15 protein-coding genes are annotated in these 14,740 nt (G+C 44.6%); 7 read left to right on the top strand and 8 right to left on the bottom strand.

Features of this window, described 5'->3' with window-relative positions; all coding sequences use genetic code 11:
* Positions 1 to 35: 35 nt before the first annotated feature.
* Positions 36 to 839: a hypothetical protein gene (locus D2U88_RS06380; RefSeq protein ID WP_119639459.1), complete on the top strand. Its 804-nt coding sequence runs from the start codon at positions 36 to 38 to the stop codon at positions 837 to 839.
* Positions 840 to 847: 8 nt separating this feature from the next.
* On the opposite strand, the gene D2U88_RS06375 is transcribed toward D2U88_RS06380, so the two are convergent.
* The 3 genes from D2U88_RS06375 to D2U88_RS06365 all read right to left on the bottom strand — a co-directional run bounded on the left by D2U88_RS06375 (position 848) and on the right by D2U88_RS06365 (position 4,589).
* Complete coding sequence (locus D2U88_RS06375; RefSeq protein WP_119639458.1) at positions 848 to 1,480, bottom strand: 7-carboxy-7-deazaguanine synthase QueE; 633 nt, start codon at positions 1,478 to 1,480, stop codon at positions 848 to 850.
* A gap of 46 nt (positions 1,481 to 1,526) precedes the next feature.
* Complete coding sequence (locus tag D2U88_RS06370) at positions 1,527 to 4,043, bottom strand: T9SS type B sorting domain-containing protein (RefSeq protein WP_119639457.1); 2,517 nt, start codon at positions 4,041 to 4,043, stop codon at positions 1,527 to 1,529.
* Positions 4,044 to 4,136: 93 nt separating this feature from the next.
* On the bottom strand, positions 4,137 to 4,589 hold the full coding sequence (locus D2U88_RS06365) for a Rid family detoxifying hydrolase (protein ID WP_119639456.1): 453 nt from the start codon (positions 4,587 to 4,589) through the stop codon (positions 4,137 to 4,139).
* Between the two features lie 56 nt (positions 4,590 to 4,645).
* Here D2U88_RS06365 and D2U88_RS06360 point away from each other — a divergent pair, with 56 nt between their 5' ends.
* The 3 genes from D2U88_RS06360 to D2U88_RS06350 all read left to right on the top strand — a co-directional run bounded on the left by D2U88_RS06360 (position 4,646) and on the right by D2U88_RS06350 (position 7,752).
* Positions 4,646 to 6,157: a helicase HerA-like domain-containing protein gene (locus D2U88_RS06360; protein ID WP_119639455.1), complete on the top strand. Its 1,512-nt coding sequence runs from the start codon at positions 4,646 to 4,648 to the stop codon at positions 6,155 to 6,157.
* Between the two features lie 4 nt (positions 6,158 to 6,161).
* Positions 6,162 to 6,710: a hypothetical protein gene (locus D2U88_RS06355; protein ID WP_119639454.1), complete on the top strand. Its 549-nt coding sequence runs from the start codon at positions 6,162 to 6,164 to the stop codon at positions 6,708 to 6,710.
* A 70-nt stretch (positions 6,711 to 6,780) separates the two neighbouring features.
* On the top strand, positions 6,781 to 7,752 hold the full coding sequence (locus tag D2U88_RS06350) for a YybH family protein (RefSeq protein WP_119639453.1): 972 nt from the start codon (positions 6,781 to 6,783) through the stop codon (positions 7,750 to 7,752).
* Here the strand turns inward: D2U88_RS06350 and D2U88_RS06345 are convergent.
* Entirely contained in the window at positions 7,737 to 8,159 is a 423-nt protein-coding gene (locus D2U88_RS06345; protein WP_119639452.1) for a winged helix-turn-helix transcriptional regulator, read from the bottom strand. The two genes, D2U88_RS06350 and D2U88_RS06345, sit on opposite strands and share 16 nt — an antisense overlap.
* Positions 8,160 to 8,256: 97 nt before the next feature.
* Here D2U88_RS06345 and D2U88_RS06340 point away from each other — a divergent pair, with 97 nt between their 5' ends.
* Together D2U88_RS06340 and D2U88_RS06335 are read left to right on the top strand one after the other, a co-directional pair.
* A complete protein-coding gene (locus D2U88_RS06340; protein ID WP_119639451.1) occupies positions 8,257 to 9,096 on the top strand; it encodes an alpha/beta hydrolase in 840 nt (279 codons plus the stop codon).
* 33 nt (positions 9,097 to 9,129) lie between these two features.
* On the top strand, positions 9,130 to 9,552 hold the full coding sequence (locus D2U88_RS06335) for a VOC family protein (RefSeq protein WP_119639450.1): 423 nt from the start codon (positions 9,130 to 9,132) through the stop codon (positions 9,550 to 9,552).
* A 1-nt stretch (position 9,553) separates the two neighbouring features.
* On the opposite strand, the gene D2U88_RS06330 is transcribed toward D2U88_RS06335, so the two are convergent.
* Entirely contained in the window at positions 9,554 to 10,180 is a 627-nt protein-coding gene (locus D2U88_RS06330; RefSeq protein WP_119639449.1) for a DUF2306 domain-containing protein, read from the bottom strand.
* Between the two features lie 119 nt (positions 10,181 to 10,299).
* Between D2U88_RS06330 and D2U88_RS19495 the strand changes: the two genes are divergently transcribed.
* Positions 10,300 to 10,458, top strand: a complete 159-nt coding sequence (locus D2U88_RS19495; RefSeq protein WP_182859114.1) for a hypothetical protein — start codon at positions 10,300 to 10,302, stop codon at positions 10,456 to 10,458.
* Between the two features lies 1 nt (position 10,459).
* On the opposite strand, the gene folD is transcribed toward D2U88_RS19495, so the two are convergent.
* From folD to D2U88_RS06315, 3 genes are all read right to left on the bottom strand, one after another.
* Positions 10,460 to 11,341, bottom strand: a complete 882-nt coding sequence (gene folD, locus D2U88_RS06325) for a bifunctional methylenetetrahydrofolate dehydrogenase/methenyltetrahydrofolate cyclohydrolase FolD (protein ID WP_119639448.1) — start codon at positions 11,339 to 11,341, stop codon at positions 10,460 to 10,462.
* Between the two features lie 86 nt (positions 11,342 to 11,427).
* Entirely contained in the window at positions 11,428 to 12,756 is a 1,329-nt protein-coding gene (ffh, locus tag D2U88_RS06320) for a signal recognition particle protein (protein WP_119639447.1), read from the bottom strand.
* 105 nt (positions 12,757 to 12,861) lie between these two features.
* Complete coding sequence (locus D2U88_RS06315) at positions 12,862 to 14,628, bottom strand: hypothetical protein (RefSeq protein ID WP_119639446.1); 1,767 nt, start codon at positions 14,626 to 14,628, stop codon at positions 12,862 to 12,864.
* Positions 14,629 to 14,740: the final 112 nt, after the last annotated feature.

The following is a 14,740-nucleotide window of genomic DNA, read 5'->3' as shown; positions in this document are numbered from 1 at the left end:
CCGATATGGAACGTTCTATTTTATATTTGCTATATATGAAAAAGAGAAATGCACTGTACATCGTATTTGGATTGATTTTATTGATCGGATGCTCCAAGGATTCCGATATTACATCTTCCAACTCCTCCTCCACTATTGACAAATCTGGAAACCGATTGACCACAGGGGCTTCTGCGAGCGATCTGCTTGCCAATGCCAATTTTGATAAACTGTTGATTGAGATAGGTTACGTTTCTGGAAATCAACCTACAACGGAGGCCATTAGCAATTTTGAGGATTTTTTACGGGCCCGTACTTACAAGGAAAACATTGAGTTCAAATACACGCCCCTGACTTCTCCAGGTGAAGAAACGTTGACCCTTGATGAAGTGGTCGACTTGGAAAACAAAAATAGGACCGAATACAACGACGGCTCCACCTTGGCCATTTACATCTACTTTGCCGATGCTCCTTCAGATTCTGATGATCCGGATAAAGGGACGGTAACATTGGGTGCTGTATATCGAAATACCTCCATGATCGCATATGAGGCCACCATTAGGGATTTGGCCAATGCCAGTTCTGCAGTAACTGTTGCCGATGTGGAGACCGCTACCTTGTTCCATGAATTTGGGCATTTGTTTGGCTTGGTCAACCTAAGCACCCAATCGGTCAACGACCATGAAGATCCGGATGCTTCCAACCACTGCAATGTGGCCGGTTGTTTGATGCGTGCCGAACTTGAATTTGGGACTTCCTTATTGAAGACCATGCAGAACCGGGCATCCAAAGGCTTGGCCTCCATCCCGGAATTTGATTCGGAATGCCTGCTGGACCTCCAAAAATATGGTGGTCGCTAAAGTCTTGCTTAAGGGATATTCAAATATTTATGGGTCTGTAGGGAAACCTTCCATTTGGGATGTTGCATCACATAGTCCACGATCAAGGGTACCATTTTGTCTCGCACGCTCCATTCCGGTTGTAGGTAAAGGATACAATCCTCACTTACTTGCGCAGCCTGTTCTTCGGCAAAGATAAAATCGTGTTTGTTGTAGACGATGACTTTCAATTCATCCGCTTTTTGATGCACATCGCCCACGGGCAGTTTGTTCTTTTTAGGGGACAGACAAATCCAATCCCATACCCCTGTGAGTGGATAGGCCCCAGAAGTTTCAATGTGTGTCTTCATCTTTTTGGCCTTTAGCCCTTCGGTAAGGGGACCCATGTCCCAAGTTAACGGCTCACCTCCCGTAATCACAATGGTATCGGAATATTTCTCGGCATTGGAAATGATACTTTCAATGTCGGTTGGAGGGTGCGTTTCAGCGTTCCAACTTTCCTTCACATCACACCAATGGCAACCCACATCACAACCACCTACCCGAATAAAGTAGGCCGCTGTTCCTTTATGGAACCCCTCTCCTTGAATGGTATAAAATTCTTCCATTAAAGGCAACATCAGTCCCTTTTCCACCAATTCCATCACGTTGTTTTCAACCATGGTGCAAAGATACGTTTCTGCCCGTTGATTCCCAGCTATCTTTTTATTATTGCTTTAGGGTGAAATGTCCTTTTTTGAGATGGATGGCACCATCATGGTCCACCAACTGCAGCACATACCAATAATCGGATGGCGGCAAGGGCCGTCCATTATAAAAACCGGTCCAACCATGAAGCATGGGGTCCAATTGAACCAAAAGTTTACCATACCTGTCAAAGACAGAAAAACTGCCTTCCTGATAAAATTCGCTGGTAATCCCTTTTATTCCAAGGATATCATTGACACCATCATCATTGGGCGAGAAAAATTTGGGAACGCCCACCACCCCTACTTGGATCCAATCCATTCCACAGCCGTTTTTATCCACGGCGTAGAGGGTATGTAGGCCTGGTTCTACATTGGTAAATTCCGAGGTTGCTCCTTCCGAACCGTAGAGACTATCCAAGAAAAACTCATATTCTCCCAGACCCAACTCCCCTTTCTCATGCAGAATGGTTATGGTACCCGTATCCCCGTCATCGTCCACCAGAACATATTCCGGCAACAAATGGGGTGGACCTGATTCGGTCACTTCAAAATGGACCGGTGCCGATGCACAACCTTCTTCGGAAGTAGCTATAGCACTATAGCTTCCCACTTCAGAAATAGAAATGGTAGCTCCTGTTCCTATTTCGTTATTACCCTCATTTCGCCAAGAATATGTGTAATTACCTGCTGCATTCATGGGCGAAACCTCAACTTGTCCTACAGTACAAAAGGAATACGTTTCATTCAACTCAAAAGACGGAATGGGCCATACGGTCAAGGTAAGATATTCCCCCACTCCAAAACAGGTGCCCGAACCTTCATCATCTACCCGAACGAACAAGGTTTCGGAATAGGGAACACTGTTGGAATACATTCCTGTATTGCTTATCTCGTTCCGCATATAAAGTGCATCATCTTCCGTCTGGTAAAAGGTAACCGTTAGCCCGTTTTCCGAAGGAAACTGCGCCAACATATCGGCCTCCGCATCTTGCAGGTTAAACTGGGTAATGCCATCACTTTCCCCTTGATCACATGCTTGCAAATCGTAACTATATCCCTCAGGAAACGAAGTTGTGGACACTTCAAGATATAGCGACCCAACAACATGGCAGTACTGCCCTACCCCATTGGCCCTGAAAAAAAGCTCGTCAGCCACCGTATTGTTAAAGTTGTTGGCGGTAATTTGGTTCACCTCGTTTTCTGCATCCATTTCGGTGAAGTAGAACGAAAAATTAAACGATTCATAATTCGCGCTCAACAAATAGAGATATTGGGTAAGGTCAAAATTGGTGAATCCATCGGGGACACCATCCCCATCACAGTTGGATATGGTTAGTCCATCATTGATTTCGGGCACTATCTTCACCTCAGCCTCAACCAGAGCTTTTTGACCCGTTGTACACCCATTGTAGGAAGCCAAGGCATAAAAAGAAGTTGTACTGTCCAAAAAAGGGGTCTCAAAACTATCCCCGGAGCCTAGATTATTCCCTTCGGAATCATACCAGAGTACTTGGCCCAAGGTGGCAGTTGCCTCAAGAATGACCGTACCAGGGCCACATCGCGTACCCGAAGAAGTCGCTGAAATTTTGGGAACGGTAATCTTGGTGCTCGCTGATAGGTTTAGCACAGGATCCCCTGGCATTCCACCATATTCTACCACATAGCCTTTGGGTTGATAGTCCCCATCACCTCCTCCAATGGGCAAATCGTTCCAAGACCCGGCAATCCCAACTCCTGGCGCGGTGACGTGGGCATAATCCTCATCATTAAGGTTATTGGGTTCGTTGGTGTTCCAAAATGCGAAATTAGGAGTGCTTCCCGTATAGTCACCGTTCCAGAATATCTGTCCTGCTTCTGGACCAGTCATCCATTTCCAAACCCCTTCGGTTTGGGCGTCCGACCCCCCTATCCAACCTGTACCTGCCGCTTGTTCCCCCGTAATTTGTGCCTCAGCGGCCGATGTCACCGTAACCAAATAGCCTTGAAGTCCAAAATAAGTTCTGTTTTGTGCGGCAACTCGGGCATCTTCCCAATTGATACCCACTTGAGGGACATATTCGTAATAATGTCCAGTTTCGGGGAGATAATTGGCACTACCAATGGTAAAGGAGAAAAATTTTTCTTCCGTTGGTGATTCTGATGTACTCTCAAAAACCACATCTTTCACTGCGGCAATAAGGTCGGTATATAACATGGGAACACCACCTATACCGGTAAGGGTAAGCTTTCCTTCCTGATCGTTCCAACTGGCGGTAATGTTCGGATGTGAATTGAGCAGTGTCAATGAATCGAAACCACGCTCATATCCTGTTGAAATCTGTATGTAAAAGGCGTCAATTTCAGTATCATCCGGGTCTATTATGTTGAAATCCGTCACTATCGGGATAGTGGACAGTGGGCAATAGACTTGATTGCCTTCAGCAGTGATTTCAGGAGCCACATTGTATGCAGCTTGGGCAAAATCGAGACAAAAAAGTAGAAGCCCCAACACTAGAAGGGTAACTTTCCTACTCTTACCTGGATACCAAGATTGCATGTATTTCTTTAATGCGGTGGCCGGAAATATACAAACTTATCCCTCAGAAAACACATTACTGGATGAACACTAAGATTATAACGACGGACAAGGTCATTTAACGACGATGACATCAATTTCCACCTTGCCATTAGCAGCAATACCACCGGCGGCAAAAGTGGTCCGTGCCGGTTTTTTGGTGAAATATTGGGCGTAGACTTCGTTGAAGGCAGCAAAATCGGAGATATCGCTCAGAATCACGGTACATTTTACCACATTGTCCAAGGTCAGATCATGTTGTCCCAAAACTGCTTCGATATTCTTTATGGCCTGCTCGGTTTCGGCCTGAATGCCACCTTCCACCAACGTTCTTGTTGTTTGGTCCATCCCTAATTGCCCAGCCAAATAGAAGGTGTTTCCTGCTTGAACGGCATCACTATAAGGTGCATTTTGCTTTTTGGGTTCATGTGACTTATGGAAAATAATATCGGTATTTTCCTGTGCATAAGTGGTGGCTATGACCCCACTCATCAATAACCACAACAGAGCGTAGTGAAAAGGTTTCATATTCCGGTTTTTAGTATTGCTTAAAATTACCCTATTTTTATCGGAAATTGTACACCATGGGCGACAAAGAAAAATTCTTTGAACACATAGAACAGGGCTATACCATGAAAGGTGATTCCATTGTTATGGGAGCCGCCATGTTGGATGGGGAAACCATGACCAATGCTTTTGTGAAAATACCCCTGAAGACCCTTAACCGACATGGACTGATCGCCGGGGCCACAGGTACCGGGAAGACCAAAACATTGCAGGTTTTGGCCGAAAATCTATCCGACAAGGGCATCCCTGTATTGTTGATGGACCTTAAGGGTGATTTAAGCGGTATTGCCCAGCCCAGCCCCGGACACCCTAAAATTGATGAACGCCATGCCAAAATTGGGCTTCCCTTTGAGGCCAAAGGGTTTCCTGTGGAAATCATGTCGCTTTCCGAACAGGACGGAATCCGTTTGCGTGCCACGGTATCGGAATTTGGTCCCGTACTGTTGTCCAGGATTTTAGATCTTTCCGAAGCACAGGAAGGTATTGTAGCTGTGGTTTTCAAATATTGTGATGACAATAAGCTACCCCTTTTGGACCTGAAGGATTTCAAAAAAGTATTGCAGTACGCCACTGAGGAAGGAAAGGAAGAATTCCAATCATCGTATGGTCGTATTTCAACCAGTTCAACGGGAACCATCTTGAGAAAGATCATCGAATTGGAACAGCAGGGTGCCGACCTTTTCTTTGGGGAAAAATCCTTTGAGGTGGATGATCTGGTCCGCATCGATGAAAATGGAAGGGGTTATGTGAACATCATCCGATTGACGGATATCCAAGACCGCCCAAAATTGTTCTCCACCTTTATGTTGAGCCTCTTGGCAGAAATATACTCCACTTTTCCCGAGCAGGGTGATAGCGACCGGCCTGAATTGGTGCTGTTCATTGATGAGGCCCACTTGATTTTCGACAATGCCTCCAAAGCACTTTTGGACCAAATAGAGAGCATTGTAAAATTGATTCGTTCCAAAGGAATCGGGCTTTATTTTGTTACCCAAAACCCTACCGATGTACCAGACGATGTTTTGGCCCAGTTGGGGTTGAAAGTACAGCATGCCCTTAGGGCATTTACGGCAAAGGACCGAAAAGCCATCAAATTAACGGCACAGAACTATCCCATTTCCGAGTTTTATGATACTGCCGAAGTATTGACCTCATTGGGTACCGGTGAAGCCCTTATCTCCGCTTTGGATGAGAAGGGAAGGCCTACTCCATTGGCAGCCACCATGATGCGGGCACCCATGAGCCGAATGGATATTTTGACCGATGCCGAGATCAAGGAAGTGCTATCCAAATCCAAATTGATCAAAAAATACAATGAAGAGGTAGATCGGGAAAGTGCCTATGAAATCTTGAACGAAAAAATGGAGAAGGCTGAAAAGGAAGCCGAAAAAGTAAAAGAGCAAAAAGCTACAGCCAGAAGAACAACCACATCCCGTAGCAGTACCCGAATGAACCCAGTGGTAAAAGTATTGACCAGTGCTACATTCATCAGGGGCGTTTTGGGAGTATTGAAAAAAGTGATCCGATAATTTTATGAAAAACACCACGAAAGCAATTGCCCTGCTATTGGGCCTTATTTTTGTACAATCCTGCGAAAAGGAAACCACCTTTTTAATAACCGAAACCAGTGTGGGGCCCATGTCCCAATCCACCAAGGTGAGCGAATTGAAATCACTGTTCGCGCAAGATTCTGTGGTCATGGACACTACAAGGGCAGTTTCCGGAACCAAATCGAACAAGATAGAAATCTACGAAAAGGGAGGTAAACACTTGCTTTCGTTAACACCAAGCTCGGACAGCATCCAAGGCATCCAGAATGTTCGTATCATGGACCCGAGGTATATTTCTGACAAGGGAATTGGACTGAAGAGTACTTTTGCCGATATCAAAAAGAAGTATTCCATCAAAAAGATTGTGACCACTTTGAACAGTGTCGTAATCTTTCCAAAGGAAAGCAATCTCTATTTTACAATTGACAAGGAAGAACTCCCCGGCAATCTTAGGTTCAGCACTTCCAATATTGAAGAGGTCCAAATTCCTGATGATGCCAAGTTGAAATATCTGATGTTGGGATGGGAATGAGCTGTTAATTTATTGCCAAACAGAGGAATAGCAAGTTCATATTTGGTAAATTAAGGAAATTTCCATCCAAATGAAGAACCTCTTCCTGTTAGTTTTCCTGTTTCCCATTGTACTTTGTGCCCAATACCAATATGAACCTTCCCAAGAGCATCCTTATGGGCTCCCCAATCCGGCAGCACCATCGGAACTATTAGATTTTGCCCCATTGATCGGGGAATGCCAATGCCTTTCACAAGTTAGAAAACCGGACCAATCTTGGGCAGAACCCGTGAAAATGATATGGCGGTTCAAGTACATTATGAACGGCATGGCCATACAGGATGAAACCTTGAAAGAGGACGGAACCTATTCGGGAAGCATCCGTCAATTCAGTCAAGATAGTACCCGCTGGTATGTGCACTACTATAGCTATCCCTCGGTGGCCACCTCATTACCTGTATGGGAGGGCAACAAAAAGGAAGATGACAAAATCATTTTATATCGAGAACAAAAAGCCCCCAACGGAACTGAAGGTTTTTTTAGGATTACTTTTTCCGAAATGGATGGCGATGGATTTAAGTGGATTGGCGAGTGGGTAGATAAAAGCGAATCCTTTGTTTACCCAACCTGGAAAATTGATTGTTCCAATAGTAAATTTGAAAACAGCTTCGACAAAGAAAAGAGGAAGATCATTGCGGCAACCAAAGTTTTTTCCAAAGCTTATATGAATGGGGATTTTGAGACCATAGCCAATAGCTATACCAAGGATGCCAAAATTTTTCCAAACAATACGGATATCATATCGGGTAGGGAAGCCATAAAAGAGCGTTGGATGTTAGGCGCAGGAACTAAAATTCTTCATCATGAGCTCCTACCCCTGGAAATCAAATTTTTTGGGAACTATGCACATGATTATGGATATTACCAGGGAAAGTCGGAAAACAAGGATGGGTCGATTGCTAATTGGAGAGGCAAATATGTGGTCATATGGAAAAAGGAAGATGGTGAATGGAAAATGTACCTTGACATTTGGAACCGGATTCAAGATCAAACCAGACCATAACGTTCCCGATTAGCCAAGACTTTGGGACTATTGTCGTGCATCCACTCCGCTAGCTCCAACAATTTCTCCACGTAGGACCTACCAAATTCTGTGAGGCTGTATTCCACGCGAATGGGCACCTCAGGATAGGCCTTTCGTTCAATATAGCCGTCTGCTTCCAATACTTTCAAGCGTTGGCTTAAAACTTTATTGGAAATGCCGTACACAAACTTTTTCAACTTGTTGAACCGCAAAACCGGAAAGTATCCCAACCACAACAAGATCAAAATGCTCCACTGGTCCGAAGCCACCGACATCACATCACGCACGGGACAAAGTTCTGGCGGATTCCTATAATCGATATGCCCGAACATTTTTTCCAATTTTTTTACGGTTCTAACTTTCTGATTTTCAGTAATAGTTTCCATATAAACACCTAGTTTTCAGTTCGTCACCTCTTTCTTGTTCAAAAAGGAATGTGTAATTTTAGTTTCAAATCAAGAGTAAGTTACAAAAAGTAACCTAATGAAAAAACTGCTCAACAAAATAATGCCATTGGCCTACGGCCAATACTACAACGTGTACACCTTGATCGCCCCTAAGAAGGCAGCCGATAGCGCTTTCCATTTATTTTGCACCGTTCGGAAAGGCAGGGTACTTCCACAACAGGCCGACTATTTGAACGGGGCCAAATTAGAAATGGAGGAAGTGGCAGAACATAAGATACAGTCCTATCATTGGCCCGGGAACAAGGAAACCGTTTTATTGGTCCATGGCTGGGAAAGCAATACGTTTCGGTGGCGCAATCTCATCAAAAAGCTTCGGGAGGCCGATTTCAACATCATTGCGTTCGATGCACCTTCCCATGGGTACTCTACAGGCAAGCATTTGTATGTACCACTTTATGAGATTGCCGTAAACCACATGGTCAAAAAATACAACCCCAAACATTTGATCGGGCATTCGGTTGGCGGCATGACCATCATCTACAACCAATACAAAAATCCGAGTCCGGAAGTGGAGAAAATGGTCACCATCGGATCTCCTTCGGAGTTTCACGAGATCATGCAGCATTTTCAGAACATCTTGAAGTTCAATGATCGGGTCATGAAACAACTCGATGCCTATATCCTAGATCGGTTCGGTTTCAAAATTAATGAGTTCTCCACTTCAAAATTTGCCCAATCCATCAGCAAAAAAGGACTTTTGTTCCATGACAAATGGGATCAGATCACCCCGTACCACGCCTCGGTGGCTGTGAACAAAAATTGGGAGGGCAGTACTTTAATCAGCACCGAAGGTTTGGGGCATTCCATGCACCAAGACGATGTGAACGATCAAATCATTTCATTTTTGGAAGCTTGAGAAAGTTATCCTAATTTTCAGAAAAAATAGAAGATGCAAAACATTACCCCTTTTCATGTGGCCATCCCCGTTCACAATTTGGATGAATGTAGGACCTTTTACCGAGAAGTACTGGAATGTGAGGAAGGAAGATCTGCCGATCATTGGGTGGATTTCAATCTTTTTGGGCACCAATTGGTCATCCATTACAAACCCAAATCCGAAGAAGAGCTACATACCAACCCAGTGGATGGAAAAAATGTTCCTGTTCCCCATTACGGTGTGGTTTTGCCTTGGGATACTTTTCAATCCTTTTCCAAGAAACTGGAAGGCAAGGGCATCGAATTTGTCATCGAACCCTACATCCGTTTTAAGGGGGAAGTAGGAGAACAGGCCACCATGTTCTTTTTAGATCCTGCAGGAAATGCTCTGGAATTCAAAGCGTTTAAGGATATGGGGCAATTGTTCGCCAAATAGATCAGCCTAAGGTAAGCCCTTTTTTTCGCACCCACAGATGGGCAAAAACCATGTTGGGCACCCAACAGAGCCATGCCACGATTTTATAGGCGAGTAAAAATTCACCGAAGATTATAGTGAGGAAGGGTAACCAAATGCGAAGAGTCACGGCAGCAAAACAAGCAGCGTAGCTATAGATCATCATCCCTTGGTGAAGGGACAAATCCTTCTTTCTCACCGCCATATAGGCCCTTATAGTGGTGAACAACCAAACAATCCCCAAACTGATGAATCCAACCGATGGAATGATGCCACCTGTGGCATAAATTCCCAAATAGATGCCACAAAGACCGCTGACGAGAACGGAAATCACATAGAATTTACCTAAGTTTCTATGGAGTTCCAGTTTTTTGGCCCGAAGCTTTTTACTGAACTGTGACCAGCCAGACAACAAGGCCAACCCGCCAAAAATGATATGTCCGTAGAACGCCAAACGCCAAACCTCACTATTACGAATGGCCTCGTCCTTACCCAAAAGCAGCCCAAACTCGCCAGAAGTTACAAGATAGAACAAAGGATATAGGCCTATACCGATGGCCAACAATACAAATACCACCCAAGCGACCTTATTCCGTACCGTTTTGGCCATATAGTTTGATTTACAAGGAAGTAAGTTATCGAATATTTGTTCAGAAAAACAAGAATTTAGCAGGCAAATCGTTATAAGTGCATAGAACGGGCCCTAGGGCCATCCCAAATCTTACGATTATGAAAACAATTCTACTTTTGATTACCATTGTGTTCTCATCCATGGCCGTATCGAGCTGTACCAATGATGAAAGCGATACTGAATTTGACTACATCAACCCAGATGAGGAACAACAAGCTACCCAAGTAGTAGATACTGTTCAGGAACAACCGAACTAAATTATTTGGCCTTGTGGCGTTCCCTCGCCAACAATGTATTTTTAAGGAGCATGGCAATGGTCATAGGACCAACACCCCCAGGAACGGGCGTGATGTAGGATGCTTTTTTGCTTACATTTTCAAAATCGACATCGCCGGTAATGTAATATCCTTTTTCATGTGAGTCATCTGCCACACGGGTAATACCCACGTCTATGACGACCACACCGTCTTTTACCATATCCGCCTTTAAGAAATGGGGAACCCCCAATGCAGAAATCACAATATCAGCCTGAAGCGTCAGTGCCTTGATATCCTTGGTACGACTATGGGTCAGGGTAACCGTTGCATTGCCTGGATTCCCTTTTTGACTCATCAAAATACTGATGGGCCTACCGACAATATGGCTACGTCCGATCACTACGGTATGCTTGCCTTCCGTTTCCACATTGTAGCGGTCCAATAACTCCATGATTCCAAAGGGAGTGGCAGAGATAAAGGATTCCATCTCGAGTGCCATTTTTCCAAAATTGGTAGGGTGAAACCCATCCACATCTTTGTCAGGATCTACGGCCATCAAAACTTTTTCCTCGTCAATATGTTTGGGCAATGGCAATTGCACGATATAACCATCGATATCCGGGTTGTTGTTCAAATCATGAACCTGCTTCAACAACGCTTCTTCGGAAGTTTCTTCAGGAAGGTGTATCAATGTGGATTCGAACCCGATTTTCTTGCAAGAGCGCACTTTGCTGCCTACATAGGTAAGGCTGGCGCCATCGTTCCCTACCAAAACGGCTGCCAAATGGGGGACCTTCTCCCCTCTTTCCTTCATTTGTGCCACCTCAACGGCAATTTCTTCTTTGATCTGGTTCGATATCTTTTTTCCGTCAAGGATTTCCATGGACAATTGGTTTAGTTTGCGTTTGTGGTTACTCGGTTATCTGGTTTGATTAAGTTTATCTGAATCAAATGTCTGATGTCTGAAAATCAACGCATATTCTGCATCATCTGCATCATTTTTTTGCCCCCTCCACCTTGCATCATCTTCATCATCTTGCTCATTTGGTCAAATTGTTTCAACAATTGGTTCACCTCTTGGATGGACGTTCCACTACCTGCCGCAATCCGTTTTTTTCTACTAGCGTTGAGCAAAGTGGGTGTTGAGCGTTCGGTGGGGGTCATGGAATGGATGATGGCCTCAATATGCTTGAAGGCATCGTCATCGATATCCAACCCTTTCAATGCCTTTCCGGCACCAGGGATCATCCCGATAAGGTCCTTCATGTTCCCCATACGTTTGATCTGTTGTATCTGGCTCAAGAAATCGTCAAAACCGAACTTGTTCTTGGCAATTTTCTTTTGAATTTTTCGCGCCTGTTCCTCATCAAACTGCTCCTGAGCACGCTCCACCAAGGAAACCACATCTCCCATACCCAAAATACGATCGGCCATCCTGGAAGGATGGAATACGTCGATGGCCTCCATTTTTTCTCCCGTACCGATAAATTTGATCGGTTTATTTACCACGGATTTGATGGAAATGGCGGCACCACCGCGGGTATCACCATCGAGTTTGGTTAGGATCACCCCATCAAAATTCAAGACATCGTTGAACGCCTTGGCAGTGTTCACGGCATCCTGACCCGTCATGGCATCTACCACGAACAAGGTTTCTTGGGGTTGGATCGCCTTGTGGATGTTGGCAATCTCGGCCATCATCTGTTCATCCACGGCCAAACGACCCGCGGTATCGATAATGACCACATTACAGCCCAAATTCTTGGCGTGGGCAATACCTGCCTTGGCGATGGCCACAGGATCATTGTTCTCCCGATCGGAATATACCTCTACGCCTATTTGTTCCCCAACGATGTGCAACTGATCGATCGCAGCGGGTCGGTATACGTCACAGGCCACCAATAACGGTTTCTTGCTCTTTTTACTCTGGAGAAAATTGGCCAACTTACCAGAGAAAGTGGTTTTACCGGAACCTTGCAGACCGGACATTAAAATGATGGAAGGATTTCCTGAAAGGTCGATTCCTTCGGCATCGCCGCCCATCAATTCGGTAAGCTCGTCCTTTACGATCTTCACCATCAATTGACCTGGTTGAAGGGTGGTCAATACATCCTGTCCCAGTGCCTTTTCCTTTACCCTGTTGGTAAAATCCTTGGCTATTTTAAAGTTGACGTCAGCATCCAACAGGGCCCTCCTAACCTCTTTGAGGGTCTCCGCAACATTGATCTCCGTAATCTGCCCATGCCCCTTGAGGACGTGGAGTGCCTTATCCAGTTTTTCGCTTAAATTGTCGAACATAGGTTCTCTTTGTTTTAAAGGAAGGACAAATTTAAGAATAATAAAAAAGAAAAGGACGGCTTTGGGGAGAGCCGTCCTCTTTTTAAAAAAGATTGGGGAAAATCTTTATGGTTTTTCAAACACTAAGGTCTCAACAGTACCATCACTACTCTCATCGGAGAGCTCAATTCTTGTGGAGGTCACGGAAACAATCTTCCAATCGTCCGTTAGGTCTCCAAGCTCGTCAACACTATCAAAGTTGATGTAAAATTTCAATCCATCCTCAGAGTCGCGAAGCACCCTCCAAAGTCCATTGGCAATGGGGTCGACGTTTACAGATACCTCAACTTGATACATGGCATTGAAATTAAAATCCATTCCGGTGTAGGAAGCGGTCATATCCACTTCACCTTCTTTGTAAAGGGCCACATTCCAAGGTCCACCCATGGCAATGTTCCTGATTTCGGCCACATCCCCATCATCGGCACTATCGTTACACACACGCAGCAGGATCATTTCATAATCGGTATCGGTGATTTCAAACTTCAATCGGGTTTGGGTCAGTTCACGTACCGGCCACTCAAAACTTACTGCAGCTTCATCACCCATGGTAATCATAAGGGATAATTGCATTTGACTGTTGTAGCCCAATTCCCAAGTACCTTCCTTAACATCCACACCGTTGCTCAAGGTTACGGTTCCTTCCGCAGAGAACTCAAATTGATAGCCCAAAAGTCTTTCCACTTCTTCTCCTTGGTTTTTGACTTTTTTGATCACCCACTGGCATTCGTTCAAAATGGCCCTCAAGGTATCGGGATCGGTTTCCCCAATTGGGTCGACATCGCAACGTTTTTTAAGTACGATTCGGTTACCGCCATCCTTATACAATTTAATGACACCTTCTTCAAGTTCATATACCTGACCTTCTAGGTTAAAGTCCACCAAAGTCTCAAAATTGAGGCTCAAGTATACCCCATTGTCGTTTGTGGTCGTGGTCCAAGTTCCGGTCAAAGAAACACTGGCACCTCCTCCGATTACCACATTTCCATCTTCGGTAAAGGTCATGATCTGCTCAAAATACTGTTCGGTGCTGTCCACCTCGTTCCTGATTACCTGACGAACTTCCCATGGGCAGGCCACCAAATAGGCATCCAATTCTTCTTTGGTGAAATCGTCATCATTGTAATCGTTGTCATCATCCTCATCACATTCATTTTTGGCCATTTCCAAAGCTGCAGCCAATTCTGCATTGTTTTCTACCACTACTTCGGTGCCATCATATTTCTTAAGGGTAATCGGAAAGTCGATGCTCACCAGTTCGTTATCTCCCAACTCGGCAAAGAATCTACGCATACCTTTGTCACTTTCCACTTGAACCTGACCGGTCTGCTGGTTGTTCAAATCAAAGGTGAACAAGGTTATAGGGTAAACAAAATCGATACATTCGATGTCATCATCTTCCCCGCCTTCCAGACATTCTCGGGCCATTGCCTCGAGTTCATCGATATTGTTGATCGTAATCTCACTGAAATCGGCCAAGGTAATGGTGATTGGGAAAGCGATATTCAAGATATCGTCATCGGTATCGAGTTCATCAAAAATTTCCTCGATTTGTTTAAGGTCTATTTCGGAATTGATGGTCACCTCAACTCCATTCACCTCTACGGTATATGGAAATTGGACGGCGAAACAACTGGCACCATCCACAATGTTGTCAAAAGAACCGTCGTGGGAACAGGCTTCCTCAATCAATACGGCCGTGGAGGAACTTGCAGAAATGGTCTGTTCCTCTGTGCCCCCGCCAACTTGTTCAAATTCCTCTTGGCAGGATGTAAAATTTAAAACTAATACAACTAGTGCTGCGCGCAACATGTTGTTCATCAACTTTTTCATAACGAATTGAATTTTGGGGTTATAATTCGGTAGTGAAACAACTGTCTTAAAAAAAACCCTACTTTATCTTAATTTTTTTCAAATATCTTTGAGTAGAATTACAATTTCCGCA

This window comes from Flagellimonas aequoris (assembly GCF_003584165.1).
Taxonomy (GTDB): Bacteria; Bacteroidota; Bacteroidia; order Flavobacteriales; family Flavobacteriaceae; genus Flagellimonas; species Flagellimonas aequoris.
Note: the sequence above shows the minus strand (reverse complement) of the source record. Positions and strands in the feature narration are given on the sequence as shown.

What these genes read in the sequence shown, in the direction of transcription:
- D2U88_RS06380 (WP_119639459.1), top strand. Translation starts at nt 36, where the DNA reads ATGAAAAAGAGAAATGCACTGTACATCGTATTTGGATTGATTTTATTG.
- D2U88_RS06375 (WP_119639458.1), bottom strand. Translation starts at nt 1,480, where the DNA reads ATGGTTGAAAACAACGTGATGGAATTGGTGGAAAAGGGACTGATGTTG.
- D2U88_RS06370 (WP_119639457.1), bottom strand. Translation starts at nt 4,043, where the DNA reads ATGCAATCTTGGTATCCAGGTAAGAGTAGGAAAGTTACCCTTCTAGTG.
- D2U88_RS06365 (WP_119639456.1), bottom strand. Translation starts at nt 4,589, where the DNA reads ATGAAACCTTTTCACTACGCTCTGTTGTGGTTATTGATGAGTGGGGTC.
- D2U88_RS06360 (WP_119639455.1), top strand. Translation starts at nt 4,646, where the DNA reads ATGGGCGACAAAGAAAAATTCTTTGAACACATAGAACAGGGCTATACC.
- D2U88_RS06355 (WP_119639454.1), top strand. Translation starts at nt 6,162, where the DNA reads ATGAAAAACACCACGAAAGCAATTGCCCTGCTATTGGGCCTTATTTTT.
- D2U88_RS06350 (WP_119639453.1), top strand. Translation starts at nt 6,781, where the DNA reads ATGAAGAACCTCTTCCTGTTAGTTTTCCTGTTTCCCATTGTACTTTGT.
- D2U88_RS06345 (WP_119639452.1), bottom strand. Translation starts at nt 8,159, where the DNA reads ATGGAAACTATTACTGAAAATCAGAAAGTTAGAACCGTAAAAAAATTG.
- D2U88_RS06340 (WP_119639451.1), top strand. Translation starts at nt 8,257, where the DNA reads ATGAAAAAACTGCTCAACAAAATAATGCCATTGGCCTACGGCCAATAC.
- D2U88_RS06335 (WP_119639450.1), top strand. Translation starts at nt 9,130, where the DNA reads ATGCAAAACATTACCCCTTTTCATGTGGCCATCCCCGTTCACAATTTG.
- D2U88_RS06330 (WP_119639449.1), bottom strand. Translation starts at nt 10,180, where the DNA reads ATGGCCAAAACGGTACGGAATAAGGTCGCTTGGGTGGTATTTGTATTG.
- D2U88_RS19495 (WP_182859114.1), top strand. Translation starts at nt 10,300, where the DNA reads ATGAAAACAATTCTACTTTTGATTACCATTGTGTTCTCATCCATGGCC.
- folD (WP_119639448.1), bottom strand. Translation starts at nt 11,341, where the DNA reads ATGGAAATCCTTGACGGAAAAAAGATATCGAACCAGATCAAAGAAGAA.
- ffh (WP_119639447.1), bottom strand. Translation starts at nt 12,756, where the DNA reads ATGTTCGACAATTTAAGCGAAAAACTGGATAAGGCACTCCACGTCCTC.
- D2U88_RS06315 (WP_119639446.1), bottom strand. Translation starts at nt 14,628, where the DNA reads ATGAAAAAGTTGATGAACAACATGTTGCGCGCAGCACTAGTTGTATTA.